Below are 15,757 nucleotides of genomic sequence, written 5' to 3' on the forward strand. Positions count from 1 at the left end.
CAGAGTTTCCCGCATGGCTATGGGGAAGAAAATGACTTCTGTTTCCGCGTTTCGGATGCTGGCTTCGATTTAGCCGTTTTAACAAATACATATATTTATCATGCTAAGTCGAAAAGCTATGCCAGCGATGAACGTGTCCGTTTGATGAATGAAGGTATGAAAGCTCTTGTTCGTAAATATTCGGTTCATCGGATTCAGCGATCGGTTTTAACGATGCAAAATCATCCGAAGTTAAAAGCTGTTCGGCTGCTTGCACAAAAACTTTATGATCGTTGCGGTAACAAATAGTCATTAAGTTTCAGCTGCGTAAAAGCGCCTGAGTAAAAATATTCAGGCGCTTTAAAATTATCACACCAGCAAATCCCCGCTCCTGACCTCATCTTCCCCCGCCAGCCTGACCACCAGCATTCCCGCCGTCGCAAACTTCGTCCAGTGCCGCGCATAAAGCACGCCGCCGAACTCCGCTACCAGCGGCGTAACAAAGTCCGTCACCGGATCCACTACCTCCGCCACCACTTCGCCCGGACGGATATGCGCGCCCAGCTTCTTGCGATGCAGAATCAGCCCCGATACCGGCGAGCGAATATACTCGCAGCCAGCCAGCGGCGTAGCGGGATGTTTGAGGGCAGGGGAGACCGCGCCTGCGCCTTCAGTATGGCGCTGCTTAATCACGCCGCTCTCTTCCGGCACATCCACCGCTTCCAGCGCGCTCGCCGCCGCGCTGCTCTCGGTCATGCCGGCGATATCCTCGGCATTGGCCGTCACCAGCGCCAGCTCGTCGCCGCCAATCACCGGCGCCGCCACTTCCGCCGACACCGTCGGGCTTTCGCCAGCGATATAGCCGCTTTCACATAGCGCATTGATAATCGCCTCCGCATCCTGCTCAGCCTGATCGGGATCGACGTCGCGCACGCCGCGCAGCTCCAGCGTCACCGGCAGCAGGCCGCGCGGCATCGGATACTGGTTGCCGAAGCGTTGCGCCAGCGTCAGCCAGGGTTCGCAGCAGGCTTCGTCGAACGGCTCGCCGCCGGAAATCTGCGCCAGCAGCTGCACTTCACTGCCGAGCCAGCGCGCCAGCGGCTCAATATCTGGCCAGGCGTGCGGCGTGGTGTAGAGGTGAGTCAGGGCTTCCCAGTCACAGTGCAAATCAATCATCAAATCTGCCTGACTTGCCATGCGCATCAACGTAAAGCGCTGCGCTTCCAGTTCGGTTTTGGCAATCACATCACGGTAGTGGCGATCGATAGCGTCGCGGATCAGCCGTTTATTGTCGCCTTCGTTCGGGGTCAGCGATCCTGCCAGCTCTGCCGCCAGCTTCTCGCCCAGCGCCGGGAAGCGACGGTTGAAGTCCTGGCCCGATTCGCTGTGAAAGCGTCCCAGATGGGTGCCGTGCCAGTGCTGGCTCAGCGCCAGCGGGTTGGCCACCGGCACCAGCGTAAAGCCGGCGCGCAGCCTGCCGGCGGACTCCAGCGCCATCAGCTTCTGCTTCAGAAACCAGGCGACCGCCATACCAGGGATCTCATCGCCGTGCAGCGACGCCTGGATATAGACCTGTTTATATTTTTCTTCGCCGAAGTGGAAGCTGACGATTTCGCGCTGAGTGCCCAGCGAGGCGCTGAGAAGGGGATGATGTTGTTGATGCATAGGGCGCTGATTGTCCTTTCATTTAGAAGAGGGCGCAACTGCGCCCAGGAAATGAAGAAAAGTATAGTGCCGAATCAAAGCGGGCGACCACTCGGGTCGCCTCGGACTACTGCTGAATGGAAATGTCGGTGGCGAAATAGTGCTTCTGAATCTTGTCGAAGGTGCCGTTCTTTTTGATTTCGGCGAAGGCGCCGTCCAGCGCGCTTTTCAGCTCGCTGTCGCCTTTACGCAGGCCGATCGCCGTTCCCGGACCGATAATCGGGTCCTGCACAATCGGACCGGCCAGCTCGAAATCTTTACCCTGCGGATGCTTCAGAAAGCCGATCGCCGCCTGCGCCGCATCGGTGAAGACCGCATCAAGCCGTCCGGAGATGAGATCGCTCTCCACCTGCGCCTGGTCGCCGTAAGGCATTACGTTGACGCCGAACGGCTGCCATTTGGCGCGCGCGTAACGCTCCTGCACGGTGCCTTGCTCTACGCCGACGGTTTTGCCCTTCAGCGACTCGGCGGTCGGCAGCAGGCCAGAGCCTTTGCGTGCAATCAGCTGCGTATGGGTGTCATAGAGCGGCACGGTAAAGTCGATCTGCTTCAGGCGCTCTTCGGTGATGCCCATATCGGAGAGAATAGCGTCGAACTTACGCGCCTTCAGTGCCGGGATCATGCCGTCGAACTGGCTTTCCACCCAGACGCACTTCGCCTGCATCTGCTGGCACAGGGCGTTGCCCAGGTCGATATCGAAACCGACCAGCTTGCCCTGCGGCGTTTTGGATTCAAACGGCGGATAGGTCGGATCGACGGCGAAGCGTACCTGTTCGATTTTTGCCTGCGCGCCAAAGGCGCAGCCTGCCAGTACGACGGTCATCAGCGCGGCGCGCAGACGTGAGAAAGCTGGAGTGGTCATAGTCTCTTCTTTTATCGTGATGTTGAATAAAGCAGAGTACCTGCCAGCTATCACGATGACAATTACTGGATTATTTTCACTACGTTAGCATTGCAGAGACGGCGGTAATCCTCCGTGTTCAGGATCACTGACCTGTCGAGCCGTCCGGCGTTGAAGGCGATCTCGCTAAAGCGCTCGAACAGCAGCGGATCGACCACCAGCCTGAGATCGGGATGAAACGAGAAGGGCGGAATGGCGCCGAACACGCAGCCGGTCAGCGCATCGACCTCAGCCGGACTGGCGAGCGAGGCGCGTCGGCCGCCGACCGCTTCCGCCACTCTGGCTAAATCCGCCTGCTGGTCAGCCGGCAGTACCGCCAGCACATGCTGTTTGACGCCGTTGCCTTTGACGTGACACACCAGCGCCTTCGCGCCCTGGCCGATCTCGGTGCCGCGGATCGCCGCCACCGCTTCGCATTTGCCGGTCGGCTCATGGCTCATCAGCTGATAGCGCGCCTGATGCCGTTCTAGCAGGGCAAGGAGTTTTTCATGGGTGGTCATCATTCTCTTCCTGTTGCGAAAGCCTGTCGAGCAGCGCTCTCATGATGCCGGGCTGGCGCGGCAGAACGCCGACCTTCAGCCCGAGCGGCCGAAACGCGCGATTAAGCGTGGTTAGCGTAGTGCTTTCGCTGTTCTGTTCAATATCCGAGAGCGTCCTGCGGCTAATCCCCGCTAACGCCGCATAGCGATCCTGTGAGAAACCGAGCACATTTTTACGCAGCCGCATCAGCAGATCGCCGTGGGAAAGTTCATCCTGCATAAACTGCTGCAGCAAATCCAGCAGCAGGCTTTCGCGCTCAAAAGGCGTCAGCGACTTTTTCATAACTGCCACTCATCAATACGTTGATCCAGATAATTAAAGCCAATACCGGGCATCTCAAGAATTGACGCTGGCACACCACGCGCGTGAAGGCGTGCTTTGAGCCCGCGCAACTGTGCGGCCAGCTCTGCCAGCGCCTGCAAAAGCCTGGCGGGGTTGACATAGTCGCTCAGCGCTTCAGCGATCAAATGCCATTGATAGCGCCCTCCCTCTTCAAAAGGCGATCCCCATTGTGTGGTACGCACAACGCCTTCTGGATCGGCTTTCATCGGCGCGAAATCATAGACAGGCGCCAGCCATATCCCGCCAGGCTTTTTCAGGATAGCGCTATTACGCCCATGATTATCGCTGTTGCCAAACGCAATATTGAGCATATCGCGTTTAACCCACTCAATAACAAAACGCGCGCGCTGCGCCTCGCTTAACACCAGCAGCCTGGTAAGCTGCTGCAAAACTTCGAAGTGATTGAGATAGCTGCCGGGTGGCTTATGCAAAAGAGAATAAACCGATTCCATGCCATAAAGCGTTTTCCTGCCATCGTGAAAAGCGACATCGAAGCGCGGCAGCCACAGGGATGGATAATGCCGCCCTTCACATAACCGCATGGTTTCTGTCGCTATCGTCTCGATGCCAAGCGAAGCGAGTTCGTGATAAAAATGGTATTCGGCACGAAGAATATCGCAGTCGATTTCACGGCGGGCGCCGCGTGGATATTTCACCAGATAGTGCTGATCCTGACAGTGCAAATCATCTTGCCAGGTATCGATCCAGACCTGATGATCAACGGTGCTGCGTATCAGCAGTTTTGGCGCTTCGCCTCCCGCGCCGGTTGCGCCGCCACTGGCCGCGCCCATCTGCTGCGCATATTCCAGAAAATCACTGTCACGTTCGATTACCCATTCTGCGGGAAAGCGTAGGTTGCGTAACTGGCTGCTGGCAGGAAGGCTGGGTAGCGACTCTTTAATCCGCATATTGCCGACCGGCGCGATAGTGCCTGACTTCAACAGAAGATAATCTTGTTCGGCAGTGGACTTGCCTTGCAGGCCCAGTTGGGTGATCCAGTATCGACGGCTGGCCCCGGCAGGCATGATATCGTCGAGAAAGCCAAACCAGGGTTGTGCACGGTGGCTGCCAATCAGCATGACAGGGTAAGCGAGGCTGCAGCCAGCCAGATCGTTACGGTCTAAATAGCGCAATGCGTAATCAAAATCGTAAGCCAGCAGGCTCAGGCTTTCGCGTCCTTTGCGCGATTCCTTTACGTCCAGCAAAGCGGCATCCTGCCACTCGCTATCAACAAAAATCTGTATTGTCAGCATAAAGGGCAAATGTCCAGTTGAGCAGCATATTGCTCAATTCTAGCCATATTTGAATTTTTTGAGAAGTATGTTGCTCAATATACGCGCTGCCAGCCGATATTGAGCAACATATTGCACCGCTATTTATGCCGCGCGCGCAGGTTGTTGATGATGGCGCTGAGGTCGAGATCCTGATCCTGCAGCAGCACCATCAGGTGATAGAGCAGGTCGGAAGCCTCGTTGGTCAGCTCAAAGCGATCGTTCACCGTCGCCGCCAGCGCGGTCTCGACGCCTTCTTCGCCGACTTTCTGCGCAATGCGCTTGGTGCCGCTGGCATAGAGCTGTGCGGTGTAGGAGCTGGCCGGATCGGCGCTTTTGCGCGACGCCAGCAGCTGCTCCAGCTGATGTAAAAACACCCAGTCAGGTGCGGCGGGCGAAAAGCAGCTTGAGGTGCCGCGATGGCAGGTCGGCCCGATGGGGGCCGCCAGCACCAGCAGAGTATCGTTGTCGCAGTCCGGCGTAATGCTCGCCACCTTGAGGAAATGGCCGGAGGTTTCGCCTTTGGTCCAGAGACGCTGTTTAGTGCGCGAAAAAAAGGTGACGTTGCCGTCGCTCAGGGTTTTCGCCAGCGCGTCCTGGTTCATATAGCCGTGCATCAGCACTTCGCCGGAGACGTGGTGCTGCACGATAACGGGCATCATGCCGTCGGTTTTAACCCAGTCAAGCTGGGCCAGTTGCTCTGTGGTTAACACGCGCGAATCTCCACTCCGTTCTCTTTCAGGAAGCTTTTCAGCTCGCCGATATTGATAATTTGCTTATGGAACACCGAGGCGGCCAGCGCGCCGTCGACGTTCGCCTGCTCAAAGGCGTCGAGAAAGTGCTGCATGGTGCCCGCGCCGCCTGAGGCGATCAGCGGCACCTTGCACACCTCACGCACTTTTTGCAGCTGCACCAGGTCGTAGCCGTTGCGCACGCCATCCTGGTTCATCATGTTGAGTACGATCTCTCCTGCGCCGCGCTTTTGCACCTCCTCGACCCAGGCCAGGGTTTCCCACTGGGTGACGCGGGTACGCGCCTCGTCGCCGGTGTACTGGTTAACGTGATATTTGCCGGTGGCTTCGTCGAACCAGGTATCGATGCCTACCACGATGCACTGCACGCCGAAGCGATCCGCCAGGCGGGTGATCAGCTCCGGATCGGCCAGCGCAGGGGAGTTGATGGAGATTTTGTCGGCGCCGAACTCGAGAATGCGCGCCGCGTCCTCTTCGCTTTTGATGCCGCCCGCCACGCAGAAGGGAATATCGATCACTTCCGCCACGCGCGACACCCAGCTTTTGTCGACCACGCGGCCGTCGCTGGAGGCGGTGATATCGTAGAACACCAGCTCGTCCGCGCCTTCCTGCGCGTAGCGCTGCGCCAGCGGCACGATGTCGCCGATGATCTCGTGATTGCGGAACTGGACGCCTTTGACGACCTGGCCGTCGCGCACGTCAAGACAGGGAATTATGCGTTTTGCCAGCATGCGATAGCCTCCGAAACCGTGAATTTACCTTCAAGCAGGGCGCGTCCGACGATCACGCCCTTGACGCCGCTGCCGCGCAGCGCCGCGATATCCTCAATGCCGCCGATGCCGCCGGAGGACTGAAACGCTATGTCGGGATAGCGCGCGGTCACTTCCTGATAGAGCGCGACGTTGGAGCCGCTCAGGGTGCCGTCGCGCGAAATATCGGTGCAGAGCACATGCTTCAGGCCCACCGGCTCAAACCAGGCGATGACCTCTTCCAGCGTGACGCCGGCCGCTTCCTGCCAGCCGCTGATGGCGACCTCTTTGCGGTTCGCCGCGTCGATGCGCACGTCCAGCGCCAGCACGATCGCCTCGGCGCCGAACTCGTTGAACCACGCTTTCACCTCCTCGGGCGCTTTTACCGCCGTAGAGCCGACGACGACGCGGCTGGCGCCCGCCTCCAGCAGCGCCCTGACGTCGTCGCGCGTGCGAATGCCGCCGCCGACCTGCACCACGGCGTCGACGCCGTTAAGCAGCGTTTTCAGCAGCGGGATCTGTCGCGCAGCGGGATCTTTCGCGCCGGTAAGGTCCACGAGGTGCAGCACCGTCGCGCCCTGGCTGGCGTAATCCTGCAGGCGCGGCAGCGGATCGCTGCCGTAGTCGCGCTGCTGGCCGTAATCGCCCTGATGCAGACGCACCACTTTGCCGTCAATCAAATCTAACGCGGGGATAATCATCACATCTCCAGGAAGTTTTTCAGCAGCTGCGCGCCCGCTTTGCCGGAACGCTCCGGGTGGAACTGCACGCCGAAGAAGTTATCTTTCTGCACCGCCGCGGTGAACGGCTGGCCGTAATCGCACTGGGCGATGGTGCTGGCGTTGACCGGCATGGCGTAGCTGTGCACGAAATAGAAGTAGCTCTCTTCGTCGATGCCGCGAAACAGGTGGTTGCCCGCCTGGGCGGTGATCTGGTTCCAGCCCATATGCGGCAGCGGCAGGCCGCGCGTGTCCATCAGCCCGCACTCGGCGTCAATAATGCCGAGGGTGCTGATGCCGCCGTTCTCCTCGCTGCTGCTGCCTAACAGCTGCATGCCGAGGCAGATGCCGAGCACCGGCTGGGTACAGGCTTTGATCAGGTCGACGAGATCGCGCTCTTCCAGCTGGTTCATCGCCGCCCGGGCGGTGCCGACGCCCGGCAGAAACAGCTTGTCGGCGCGCAACACCACGTCAGGGTCGCGGCTGACGTCGGGCGTATAGCCAAGGCGCTCTACCGCCCACTTTACCGACGACAGGTTGGCGCAGCCGGTATCAAGGATCACCACGTTCATTTACAGCACTCCTTTCGAGCTGGGCAGGGTGTTGCCCTCAACGCGGATCGCCTGGCGCAGGGTGCGGCCGAAGGCTTTAAACAGGCTCTCCACGCGATGGTGATCGTTCTTGCCTTTGGTTTTCAGGTGCAGGGTGCTCATCATGGCGTAGGAGAGCGAGCTGAAGAAGTGCTCCACCATCTCGGTGCTCATATCGCCGACGCGCTGATAGCTGAACTCCGCCTTGAATTCCAGATGCGGACGGCCGGAGATATCGAGCGCGCAGCGCGCCAGACACTCATCCATCGGCAGCACGAAGCCGAAACGGCCGATGCCGCGCTTGTCGCCCAGCGCCTTCAGCAGCGCCTCGCCGAGCGCCAGCCCGGTGTCTTCGATGGTGTGGTGGTCGTCGATATAGAGATCGCCTTTCACCTCTATATTCATGCGGAAGCCGCCGTGCACCGCGATCTGGTCCAGCATATGATCGAAGAAGCCGACGCCGGTGTTGATTTTGCTGCCGCCTTCGCGGTCCAGCCACACCTCGGCCTGAATCTGCGTCTCTTTGGTGTTGCGGTTAACCAGCGCATGGCGATCGCGTTTGGTCAGGCGCGCCTGAATCGCGTTCCAGTCCTCGCCTTCGCGGCCGAAGCGGATGCCCTGGATGCCCATATTCTGCGCCAGCTGGATATCGGTCAGCCGGTCGCCGATCACATAGCTGTTCGCCACGTCGATGGCGCCTTCCGCCAGCCAGGCCTCGACCATTTTGGTCTTCGGCTTGCGGCAGTCGCAGTTATCTTCCGGCTTGTGCGGGCAGATCAGCACGTCGTCGAAATGAATCCCCTGCGAGCTGAATACCTGCATCATCAGGCTATGGGGGCCGTCGAAATCCGCCTGCGGAAAGCTGCTGGTGCCCAGCCCGTCCTGGTTGGTGATCATCACCAGCCGATAGCCGGCGCTTTGCAGAGCCAGCAGCGCCGGGATGACGTTGGCTTCAAACGCCAGCTTCTCCAGGCGGTCCACCTGAAAATCTTCTGGCGGCTCAGCGATAAGGGTGCCGTCGCGATCGATAAAAAGGGTCTTCTGACTCATGCTCTCTCCACAGATAAAGCCTGTAACGCGGCGATCAGGCGCTCGCACTCTGTACGCGTGCCGATTGAGATGCGCAGGCATCCCGCAAGGCCCGGATTTTTGTTCTGGTCGCGCAGAATAATGCCCTGATCCCACAGGGATTTAAACACCGCAGGCGAATCAGCGAAGCGCGCCAGGATATAGTTGGTCTCGCTCGGGAAAACCTGCTGCACCAGGCTGAGCTGCGGCAGCTGCTCCAGCAGCCAGGCGCGGCTGGCGTTCAGCTCGGCGACGTGCTGACGCATCAGCGCGATGCCCTGGTCGCTCAGCGCCTGACCGGCAACGTCGGCGACCGGCGTCGCCAGCGGATAGGGCGCGATCACCTTCATCAGCAGATCGATCACTGGCTTATTCGCCAGCGTAAAGCCGCAGCGCAGGCCGGCGAGCGCAAACGCCTTCGACAGCGTGCGCAGGATCACCAGGTGCGGATAATCTTTCAGCCAGCCGCTCAGCGTCGCCTGCGGACAGAATTCAATATAGGCTTCATCGGCCACCACCAGCGCTTTTCCGGCGGTCATGTCGAGCAGCGCGCGGATATCCTCCCGATCGATCAGATTGCCGGTCGGGTTGTTGGGGCTGCACATATAGACCACTTTCACGCCGTCGAGCTGTTCGGCGATAGCCGGCAGATTGAGCTGCCAGTTCTCAAGCGCCGGCACGGTGCGGTACTCAATGCCGATGGTTTCCGCGCTGACGCTGTACATGCCGTAGGTCGGCGGGCAGAACAAAATGGCGTCTTTGCCCGGCTCGCAGAAGGCGCGCATCACCAGCTCGATGCCCTCGTCGGCGCCGCGGCTCACCAGCACCTGTTCCGGCTGTAGCCCGGCGTAGGCGGCGTAGCGCTCAATCACAATCTTCGGCTGGCACTCCGGGTAGCGGTTCAGCGTCTGCTGCGACAGCTCAAAGGGCACCGGCAGCGGAAATTCGTTGGCGTTGAGCCAGACGTCGCCGTTGCCGCCGAGGCGGCGCGCGGACTGGTAGGGTGTCAGGGCGCGCACGTTGTCGCGCGCCAGCTCTTCGATATTGCGGCTCATGCCTGCTCCTCTTTCAGCGCGGCGACGCGCAGGGTAACGGCGTTTTTATGCGCCTCCAGCTGTTCGGCGGCGGCCAGGGTCTCGATGGTGGCGGCGAGGTTGAGGAAGCCCTGCGGCGTCAGCTCCTGCACCGTCATGCGCTTTTGAAAATCGGCCAGGCCGAGGCTGGAACAGGTGGCGGTGTAGCCGTAGGTCGGCAGCACATGGTTGGTGCCGGAGGCGTAATCGCCCGCCGATTCCGGCGACCAGTCGCCGAGAAACACCGACCCTGCGCTGGTGATGGCCTCTACCAGATCGCGCGGCTGGCGCGTTTGAATAATCAGGTGTTCCGGGCCGTACTGGTTGGAGATCGCCACGCATTCTTCCAGGTCGCGCGCCACAATCAGGCGGCTGCTCGCCAGCGCCTGGCGCGCAGTCGCGGCGCGCGGCAGCGCCTGCAGCTGCGCCTCTACCGCTTCGGCGACCTGCTGCGCCAGCGTCAGCGACGGCGTCAGCAGGATCACCTGCGAATCGGGACCGTGCTCCGCCTGCGACAGCAGATCGGAGGCGACAAAGGCGGGCGTCGCGCCTTCGTCGGCGATCACCAGCACTTCCGACGGACCGGCGGGCATATCGATCGCCGCGCCGTCGAGACGCTGGCTCACCTGGCGTTTCGCCTCGGTGACATATGCGTTGCCCGGCCCGAAGATCTTATCGACTTTCGGCACGCTCTCGGTGCCGAAGGCGAGGGCGGCGATCGCCTGCGCGCCGCCGACCTGAAACACCTCTTCGACGCCGCAGAGCTGCGCCGCATAGAGGATCTCGTCGGCGATGGGCGGCGGCGAGCAGAGCGCCACGCGGCCGCAGCCGGCGATGCGCGCCGGGGTCGCCAGCATCAGCACGGTAGAGAAGAGCGGGGCGGAGCCGCCGGGAATATAGAGGCCGACCGAGCGCACCGGCCGGGTGATCTGCTGGCAGCGCACCCCAGGCTGGGTCTCGACATCCACCGTCGCCAGCTGCTGCGCGTTGTGAAAAGTTTCGATATTGGCGACCGCAACGGCCATCGCCTGCTTCAGGTCGTCGCTCAGTCGCGAACCGGCGGCGGCGATCTCGGCGGGCGTGACGCGGAGCGCCTCCACCTGCGCCTTGTCGAAGCGCGCGCTGAACTCACGCAGCGCCGCGTCGCCGCTGTTTTTTACCTGGTCCAGCACCTCACGCACCGTGGCGCTGATGGACTCAGAGGCGGCGATGGCCGGACGCTGCAGCAGCGCCTGACGCTGCGCCTCGCTGCACTGCTGCCATTCGACGGGGGTCATCAAGGACATGGCTTACTCCATCATCTTTTCAATTGGCAGCACCAGAATCGAGCTGGCGCCCAGCGCTTTCAGTTTTTCCATGGTTTCCCAGAACAGGGTTTCGCTGCTGACCATGTGCATCGCCACGCGGCTCTGATCGCCCGCCAGCGGCAGTACGGTCGGACGCTCGGCGCCGGGCAGCAGCTGAATCACCTCTTCCAGACGGTCGCTCGGCGCGTGCATCATGATGTATTTCGATTCGCGCGCTTTGATGACGCCCTGAATGCGGGTCATCAGCTTGTCGATCAGCTCCTGCTTCTCCGCCGCCATCTCGCCGTCGCGCTGGATCAGCACCGCTTTGGAACGGTAGATCACTTCCACTTCGCGCAGGCCGTTGGCCTCGAGCGTGGCGCCGGTCGACACCAGGTCGCAAATCGCGTCGGCCAGGCCGGCGCGCGGCGCGACTTCCACCGAGCCGTTCAGCATACAGGGTTTAAAGTTAAGGCCTTTTTTGTCGAGGTACTGCTTCAGCAGGTGAGGATAGGAGGTGGCGATGCGGGCGTTATTCAGGCACTGCGGACCGGTGTACTCTTCATCCACCGGCATCGCCAGCGACAGGCGACAGCCGCCGAAGTCCAGACGGCGCAGGGTAAAGTAGCGCGGATCTTCGCCCTGCGCGCGGCGCGTCAGCAGCTCCTCTTCCAGCACGTTCTCGCCGATAATGCCGAGATCCACCACGCCATCCATGACCAGACCGGGAATATCGTCATCGCGCACGCGCAGGATATCGATCGGCATATTCTCTGCGAAGGCGATCAGACGCTGCTGCTGCAGATTGATTTTAATGCCGCAGCGCGCCAGCAGCTCGCGTGAGTCATCGCTTAAACGGCCAGATTTCTGCATAGCTATGCGAATTCGCTTGTTATCTAACATCGGTCCTGTCCTCTGTTTCATTCCTGTCTGAAAAGGTATTGCGCCAGCCCATAAAAAAACCCCCGGAAGGCGATCTTCCGGGGGTTCTCTTTGCGTTCGCACCACTGGAAGATCTGAATGTCTCCCAGCACACATCGCCTGAAAGACTAGTCAGGGTGATGGTGATGATGATGGTTGAACTGAACGCGTGTCATAATAAATTCCGTTGCTGAATGAGTATTCATTTGCGTGTTGATTAACCTAGCGAAGATAGCGGCGATGCGCAACCCTTTTTTAACCTTTGCGGTTCGGCAGCGGGGCGCACTAAGATGGATGGCAGTGAGTCACGCGCAGGAGTCAATATGAAGAAGGTCGCAATTATCGGTCTGGGATGGCTGGGCATGCCGCTGGGTCTGGCGCTAACGGCACGCGGCTGGCAGGTTACCGGCAGTAAAACCACGCTGGACGGCGTCGAGGCGGCGCGCCGCTGCGGCATCGACGCGGTGCAGCTGCGGCTGACGCCGGAAATCGAGTGCGACGCCGAGGATCTCGCCCTGCTGCTGGCGGTCGACGCGCTGGTGGTGACCTTGCCCGCCAGCCGCACGGCGGAAGGCGGCGAAAGCTATATGCAGGCGGTGCAGAACGTGGTGGACAGCGCGCTGGCGCAGCAGGTGCCGCGCATTATCTTCACCAGCTCCACCTCGGTCTACGGCAGCGGCAGCGGCGTAATGAAGGAAAACAGCGCCCTCCAGCCGGAGACGGTGGCGGGCAAGACCCTGACGGCGCTGGAGAGCTGGCTGCACGACCTGCCCGGCACGCAGGTCGATATTCTGCGGCTGGCGGGGCTGGTGGGGCCGAGTCGTCATCCCGGCCGCTTCCTGGCGGGAAAAACCGGGCTGGATAACGGCGCGCACGGCGTCAATCTGGTGCATCTGGATGATGTGGTCAGCGCGATCACCCTGCTGCTGCAGACGCCGAAGGGCGGGCGCGTCTATAACCTCTGCGCGCCGAAACACCCGTCGCGCGCGACCTTTTATCCCGCCGTCTCGCGCCAGCTGGGCCTGACGCCGCCAACCTTTTTGCCCTCGGCGTCCGGTGACGCCGGCAAGCTGATTGACGGCTCACGCATCTGCAACGAGCTGGGGTTCGAGTACAGCTACGACGATCCGGCGAAAATGCCGCTGGAATAGTCGTCGCTCAGACGCCGAGCCGGTCGCGCAGCGCATACCAGGCGGCGCCCATCGCGGTCAGCGGCACCTTGAAGCGCCGCCCGCCGGGGAAGGGCAGGTGCGGCAGCTTCGCGAAGGCGTCGAAGCGCTCCGCATCGCCGCGCAGCGCTTCGCAAATCAGCTTGCCGGCAAGGTGCGTGCAGGTGACGCCGTGGCCGCTGTCGCCCTGCATAAAGTAGACGTTGTTCTCCAGCCGGCCGAACTGCGGCAGCCGCGACAGCGTCAGCAGGAAGTTGCCGCTCCAGCGGTAGCTGAAGGCGAGATCGCGCAGCTGCGGAAAGGTGCGCAGCAGCTTGGGGCGGATCAGCGCCTCGATGTCGCCGGGATCGCGCGCGCCGTAGACCACCCCGCCGCCGTAGAGCAGCCGGTTATCCGCCGTCAGGCGAAAATAGTCGAGCAGATAGTTGCAGTCCTCGACGCAGTGATTATTCGGCAGTAGCGCCAGCGCGCCGTCGCGGCTCAGCGGCTCGCTGGCGAGGATCTGCGATCCGCACGCCATGCTGTTGCGCGTCAGGCGCGGCTCCAGCTGCGAGGGCAGATAGGCGTTGCCGGCGAAAATCACAAAGGTGGCGCTCACCTCGCCGCGTTCGGTTTTCACCCTGTTCGGCGAGCCGTAGGTCAGCGCCGTCGCGGCGGAGCGTTCATAGATGCGCCCGCCGTGACGGCGGATCGCCTCGGCTTCGCCCAGCGCCAGATTGAGCGGATGCAGATGGCCGCCGCGCCGATCCAGCAGGCCACCGACGTAGCGCTCGGTGGCGATTTCACGCCGGATGCCGCGCTCGTCGAGCAGCTCCAGATCGTGGTTGCCATACTTTTCCCACAGCCGCTGCTGGCGGCGCAGGTGATTCATCTGGCGCGGGTTAAGGGCAGCGAAGATATTGCCGGGCCGGTAGTCGCAGGCGATGGCGTAGCGGTCGATGCGGTCGCGAATGATCTCCGCCCCCTCGAACATCATGCTGCCGAGCATGCGCGCGCTCTCTTTGCCGTAGCGCTGCTCAATGACGTCCACGTCGCGGCTGTAGGAGTTGACCACCTGACCGCCGTTGCGGCCGCTGGCACCGAAGCCGACGCGCGCCGCCTCCAGCACCACCACGTCATAGCCCGCCTCGGTGAGGTAGAGCGCGGCGGAGAGACCGGTGAAGCCGGCGCCGATGATGCAGACGTCGCACCGGATGTTCTCCTGCAGCATCGGCCAGGGCGCATGGTCGTTGGCGGTCGCCGCGTAGTAGCTTTCAACATGTTTCATCTCAACCTCCTGCCTGCGAATAGGTCAGAAATTAGCGGGCGTATGGGCGCTGACGATACGGCAGGGCTGCGCCGAAAAATTGGTGAAGCTGTGCGGCAGCCCGGTATCGATGACATAGCTTTCGCCCGCGTTAAGGTGGTAGCTTTGTCCGTTGACCACCAGGGTGATCTCCCCCTCCAGCAGCGTCCCGGTCTCTTCGCCCGGATGGCGCAGTTTTTCGCCGGTGCTGGCGCCGGGCTGATAGGTCTCCAGCAGCATGCCGAGCGAGCGCCTGGCCTGTCCGTTATCCACCAGCTTCAGCGACACGCCCTGACTGCCGATCTCCACCAAATCGGCTGGCCTGACGATCACCTTCGGCGCGTCATGGCTTTTGGGTTCGGAGAAGAACTCCGACAGCGACAGCCCGTACACCTTCAACAGCTTTTGCAGCGTGCTGACCGCCGGACTCACCTTATCCTGTTCAATGGTGCTGATTGCGCTATGGGTTAAACCTGACAGTTCAGCGGCGCGACGCTGAGACAACCCCAACTCCTGGCGGATTTGCGATAAGCGTCGTCCAGGCGCCAGAGCGGCATCGTTCATGGTGATTTTTCCTCGTGATAGTGCCGTGCGGCGTGGATAAACCCTGCGAAAAGGGCGCGCGAGGCGTCGTTCTGTTCCGGCTGCCATTCGGGATGCCACTGCACCGCCAGGGCGAACGGATGGTGGCGCAGGCTGACCGCTTCAATCAGGCCGTCCGGCGCGCGCGCCTCGACGCGCAGCTGTGGCCCCGTTTCGCGGATACCCTGATGATGCAGCGAATTCACCGCCAGGATAGCGTCGCCGCCCAGCAGAGAGGCGAGCAGGCCGTGCGCTTCGGGAAAGATATCGTGCGCCGGCGCGTACTGCTCGCTTAACGGCCGCGTCGCCTCCGCATGATGCGTAAGCCCGTTTTTACGCCGTTCGAGATCGCGGCACAGCGCGCCGCCGTTGGCTACCACAAGCTCCTGCATGCCGCGACAGATGCCGAAAAGAGGCATCCTGCGGCTGGTGGCCCAGGTGATAAGGGCGAAAGCGAGCCGGTCGCGGCCGGGATCGGCGTGCGGCTCGCTGCCCGCTTCGCCGTAGTGCCAGGGCTCGATATTACTGGTGCTGCCGGTGAGCATCACGCCGTCCAGCATCGCCAGCGCCTGCTCCAGCAGATGAGGCGTCGCACAGAGCTGCTGGGGCAGGGCAAGCGGCACGCCGCCCGCCTGGGTTATCGCCGTCAGGTATTTGTTATGCACCGACTGCGTGAGATGGCCATTGTGGTTAATCTGGCACATCGCTACGCCGATCAAAGGGTTGTTAAAAATAATGCCCATCTCATTCCTCGACTCGCTGTTCAAAAAATTCACCGATCGGGCCCGCAGCGGGTAAAAACGTGCAATATTTTTTCAATCTAGCA

General features: G+C 61.3%; 19 protein-coding genes and 1 other annotated feature. Of the genes, 2 read left to right on the forward strand and 17 right to left on the reverse strand.

What is annotated here, in order from left to right; genetic code table 11:
• A partial coding sequence (locus tag HA46_RS21040; protein WP_208857397.1) for a glycosyltransferase family 2 protein occupies positions 1–288 on the forward strand: 288 nt, incomplete at its 5' end.
• A gap of 60 nt (positions 289–348) precedes the next feature.
• Here the strand turns inward: HA46_RS21040 and HA46_RS06635 are convergent.
• From HA46_RS06635 to hisL, 14 genes are all read right to left on the reverse strand, one after another.
• Complete coding sequence (locus tag HA46_RS06635; RefSeq protein ID WP_084883088.1) at positions 349–1,644, reverse strand: succinylglutamate desuccinylase/aspartoacylase family protein; 1,296 nt, start codon at positions 1,642–1,644, stop codon at positions 349–351.
• Between the two features lie 106 nt (positions 1,645–1,750).
• Positions 1,751–2,545, reverse strand: a complete 795-nt coding sequence (locus HA46_RS06640; protein ID WP_084883091.1) for an ABC transporter substrate-binding protein — start codon at positions 2,543–2,545, stop codon at positions 1,751–1,753.
• 62 nt (positions 2,546–2,607) lie between these two features.
• Positions 2,608–3,084: a YbaK/prolyl-tRNA synthetase associated domain-containing protein gene (locus HA46_RS06645; protein WP_084883101.1), complete on the reverse strand. Its 477-nt coding sequence runs from the start codon at positions 3,082–3,084 to the stop codon at positions 2,608–2,610.
• Entirely contained in the window at positions 3,071–3,406 is a 336-nt protein-coding gene (locus HA46_RS06650) for a helix-turn-helix domain-containing protein (RefSeq protein WP_084883105.1), read from the reverse strand. The genes HA46_RS06645 and HA46_RS06650 overlap by 14 nt, the downstream gene beginning before the upstream one ends.
• Positions 3,403–4,719: a type II toxin-antitoxin system HipA family toxin gene (locus tag HA46_RS06655; RefSeq protein WP_143807596.1), complete on the reverse strand. Its 1,317-nt coding sequence runs from the start codon at positions 4,717–4,719 to the stop codon at positions 3,403–3,405. The genes HA46_RS06650 and HA46_RS06655 overlap by 4 nt, the downstream gene beginning before the upstream one ends.
• A gap of 119 nt (positions 4,720–4,838) precedes the next feature.
• Positions 4,839–5,450 (reverse strand): bifunctional phosphoribosyl-AMP cyclohydrolase/phosphoribosyl-ATP diphosphatase HisIE, encoded by a 612-nt coding sequence (gene hisIE, locus HA46_RS06660; RefSeq protein WP_084883109.1) that lies wholly within the window; start codon positions 5,448–5,450, stop codon positions 4,839–4,841.
• Positions 5,444–6,220 carry an imidazole glycerol phosphate synthase subunit HisF gene (hisF, locus tag HA46_RS06665; protein WP_084883112.1) on the reverse strand — a complete coding sequence of 259 codons (777 nt, stop codon included), beginning with the start codon at positions 6,218–6,220 and terminating at the stop codon, positions 5,444–5,446. The genes hisIE and hisF overlap by 7 nt, the downstream gene beginning before the upstream one ends.
• Positions 6,202–6,939, reverse strand: coding sequence for a 1-(5-phosphoribosyl)-5-[(5-phosphoribosylamino)methylideneamino]imidazole-4-carboxamide isomerase (hisA, locus tag HA46_RS06670; RefSeq protein ID WP_084883115.1), 738 nt, complete (start codon positions 6,937–6,939; stop codon positions 6,202–6,204). The genes hisF and hisA overlap by 19 nt, the downstream gene beginning before the upstream one ends.
• Positions 6,939–7,529, reverse strand: a complete 591-nt coding sequence (hisH, locus tag HA46_RS06675; protein WP_033791518.1) for an imidazole glycerol phosphate synthase subunit HisH — start codon at positions 7,527–7,529, stop codon at positions 6,939–6,941. The genes hisA and hisH overlap by 1 nt, the downstream gene beginning before the upstream one ends.
• Positions 7,530–8,597 (reverse strand): bifunctional histidinol-phosphatase/imidazoleglycerol-phosphate dehydratase HisB, encoded by a 1,068-nt coding sequence (gene hisB / locus HA46_RS06680; protein ID WP_084883119.1) that lies wholly within the window; start codon positions 8,595–8,597, stop codon positions 7,530–7,532.
• Complete coding sequence (hisC, locus tag HA46_RS06685; RefSeq protein ID WP_033791516.1) at positions 8,594–9,670, reverse strand: histidinol-phosphate transaminase; 1,077 nt, start codon at positions 9,668–9,670, stop codon at positions 8,594–8,596. The genes hisB and hisC overlap by 4 nt, the downstream gene beginning before the upstream one ends.
• Complete coding sequence (hisD, locus tag HA46_RS06690) at positions 9,667–10,974, reverse strand: histidinol dehydrogenase (protein WP_084883122.1); 1,308 nt, start codon at positions 10,972–10,974, stop codon at positions 9,667–9,669. Before hisD ends, hisC begins: the two co-directional genes overlap by 4 nt.
• Before the next feature lie 3 nt (positions 10,975–10,977).
• The gene (gene hisG / locus HA46_RS06695) at positions 10,978–11,877 is read right to left on the reverse strand and encodes an ATP phosphoribosyltransferase (RefSeq protein WP_033791514.1); all 900 of its coding nucleotides are present in this window, start codon (positions 11,875–11,877) and stop codon (positions 10,978–10,980) included.
• A 50-nt stretch (positions 11,878–11,927) separates the two neighbouring features.
• Positions 11,928–12,048, reverse strand: a sequence feature (His leader region).
• Positions 12,024–12,071 carry a his operon leader peptide gene (gene hisL / locus HA46_RS20740; RefSeq protein ID WP_100396937.1) on the reverse strand — a complete coding sequence of 16 codons (48 nt, stop codon included), beginning with the start codon at positions 12,069–12,071 and terminating at the stop codon, positions 12,024–12,026. (Overlaps the previous feature by 25 nt.)
• Before the next feature lie 147 nt (positions 12,072–12,218).
• Here hisL and HA46_RS06700 point away from each other — a divergent pair, with 147 nt between their 5' ends.
• Entirely contained in the window at positions 12,219–13,046 is an 828-nt protein-coding gene (locus HA46_RS06700) for an SDR family oxidoreductase (RefSeq protein ID WP_033791513.1), read from the forward strand.
• A gap of 7 nt (positions 13,047–13,053) precedes the next feature.
• Here the strand turns inward: HA46_RS06700 and HA46_RS06705 are convergent, their stop codons facing one another.
• Genes HA46_RS06705 through puuD form a run of 3 tightly spaced genes read right to left on the reverse strand, consistent with a single transcriptional unit; the run spans position 13,054 to position 15,674 of the window.
• Positions 13,054–14,331: an NAD(P)/FAD-dependent oxidoreductase gene (locus HA46_RS06705; RefSeq protein WP_084883125.1), complete on the reverse strand. Its 1,278-nt coding sequence runs from the start codon at positions 14,329–14,331 to the stop codon at positions 13,054–13,056.
• A gap of 24 nt (positions 14,332–14,355) precedes the next feature.
• Complete coding sequence (puuR, locus tag HA46_RS06710) at positions 14,356–14,913, reverse strand: HTH-type transcriptional regulator PuuR (protein ID WP_033791511.1); 558 nt, start codon at positions 14,911–14,913, stop codon at positions 14,356–14,358.
• Positions 14,910–15,674: a gamma-glutamyl-gamma-aminobutyrate hydrolase gene (gene puuD, locus HA46_RS06715; protein ID WP_084883128.1), complete on the reverse strand. Its 765-nt coding sequence runs from the start codon at positions 15,672–15,674 to the stop codon at positions 14,910–14,912. Before puuD ends, puuR begins: the two co-directional genes overlap by 4 nt.
• Positions 15,675–15,757: the final 83 nt, after the last annotated feature.

The organism is Pantoea septica (assembly GCF_002095575.1).
Taxonomy (GTDB): domain Bacteria; phylum Pseudomonadota; class Gammaproteobacteria; order Enterobacterales; family Enterobacteriaceae; genus Pantoea; species Pantoea septica.

What these genes read in the sequence shown, in the direction of transcription:
- HA46_RS06635 (WP_084883088.1), bottom strand. Translation starts at nt 1,644, where the DNA reads ATGCATCAACAACATCATCCCCTTCTCAGCGCCTCGCTGGGCACTCAG.
- HA46_RS06640 (WP_084883091.1), bottom strand. Translation starts at nt 2,545, where the DNA reads ATGACCACTCCAGCTTTCTCACGTCTGCGCGCCGCGCTGATGACCGTC.
- HA46_RS06645 (WP_084883101.1), bottom strand. Translation starts at nt 3,084, where the DNA reads ATGACCACCCATGAAAAACTCCTTGCCCTGCTAGAACGGCATCAGGCG.
- HA46_RS06650 (WP_084883105.1), bottom strand. Translation starts at nt 3,406, where the DNA reads ATGAAAAAGTCGCTGACGCCTTTTGAGCGCGAAAGCCTGCTGCTGGAT.
- HA46_RS06655 (WP_143807596.1), bottom strand. Translation starts at nt 4,719, where the DNA reads ATGCTGACAATACAGATTTTTGTTGATAGCGAGTGGCAGGATGCCGCT.
- hisF (WP_084883112.1), bottom strand. Translation starts at nt 6,220, where the DNA reads ATGCTGGCAAAACGCATAATTCCCTGTCTTGACGTGCGCGACGGCCAG.
- hisA (WP_084883115.1), bottom strand. Translation starts at nt 6,939, where the DNA reads ATGATTATCCCCGCGTTAGATTTGATTGACGGCAAAGTGGTGCGTCTG.
- hisH (WP_033791518.1), bottom strand. Translation starts at nt 7,529, where the DNA reads ATGAACGTGGTGATCCTTGATACCGGCTGCGCCAACCTGTCGTCGGTA.
- hisB (WP_084883119.1), bottom strand. Translation starts at nt 8,597, where the DNA reads ATGAGTCAGAAGACCCTTTTTATCGATCGCGACGGCACCCTTATCGCT.
- hisC (WP_033791516.1), bottom strand. Translation starts at nt 9,670, where the DNA reads ATGAGCCGCAATATCGAAGAGCTGGCGCGCGACAACGTGCGCGCCCTG.
- hisD (WP_084883122.1), bottom strand. Translation starts at nt 10,974, where the DNA reads ATGTCCTTGATGACCCCCGTCGAATGGCAGCAGTGCAGCGAGGCGCAG.
- hisG (WP_033791514.1), bottom strand. Translation starts at nt 11,877, where the DNA reads ATGTTAGATAACAAGCGAATTCGCATAGCTATGCAGAAATCTGGCCGT.
- HA46_RS06700 (WP_033791513.1), top strand. Translation starts at nt 12,219, where the DNA reads ATGAAGAAGGTCGCAATTATCGGTCTGGGATGGCTGGGCATGCCGCTG.
- HA46_RS06705 (WP_084883125.1), bottom strand. Translation starts at nt 14,331, where the DNA reads ATGAAACATGTTGAAAGCTACTACGCGGCGACCGCCAACGACCATGCG.
- puuR (WP_033791511.1), bottom strand. Translation starts at nt 14,913, where the DNA reads ATGAACGATGCCGCTCTGGCGCCTGGACGACGCTTATCGCAAATCCGC.
- puuD (WP_084883128.1), bottom strand. Translation starts at nt 15,674, where the DNA reads ATGGGCATTATTTTTAACAACCCTTTGATCGGCGTAGCGATGTGCCAG.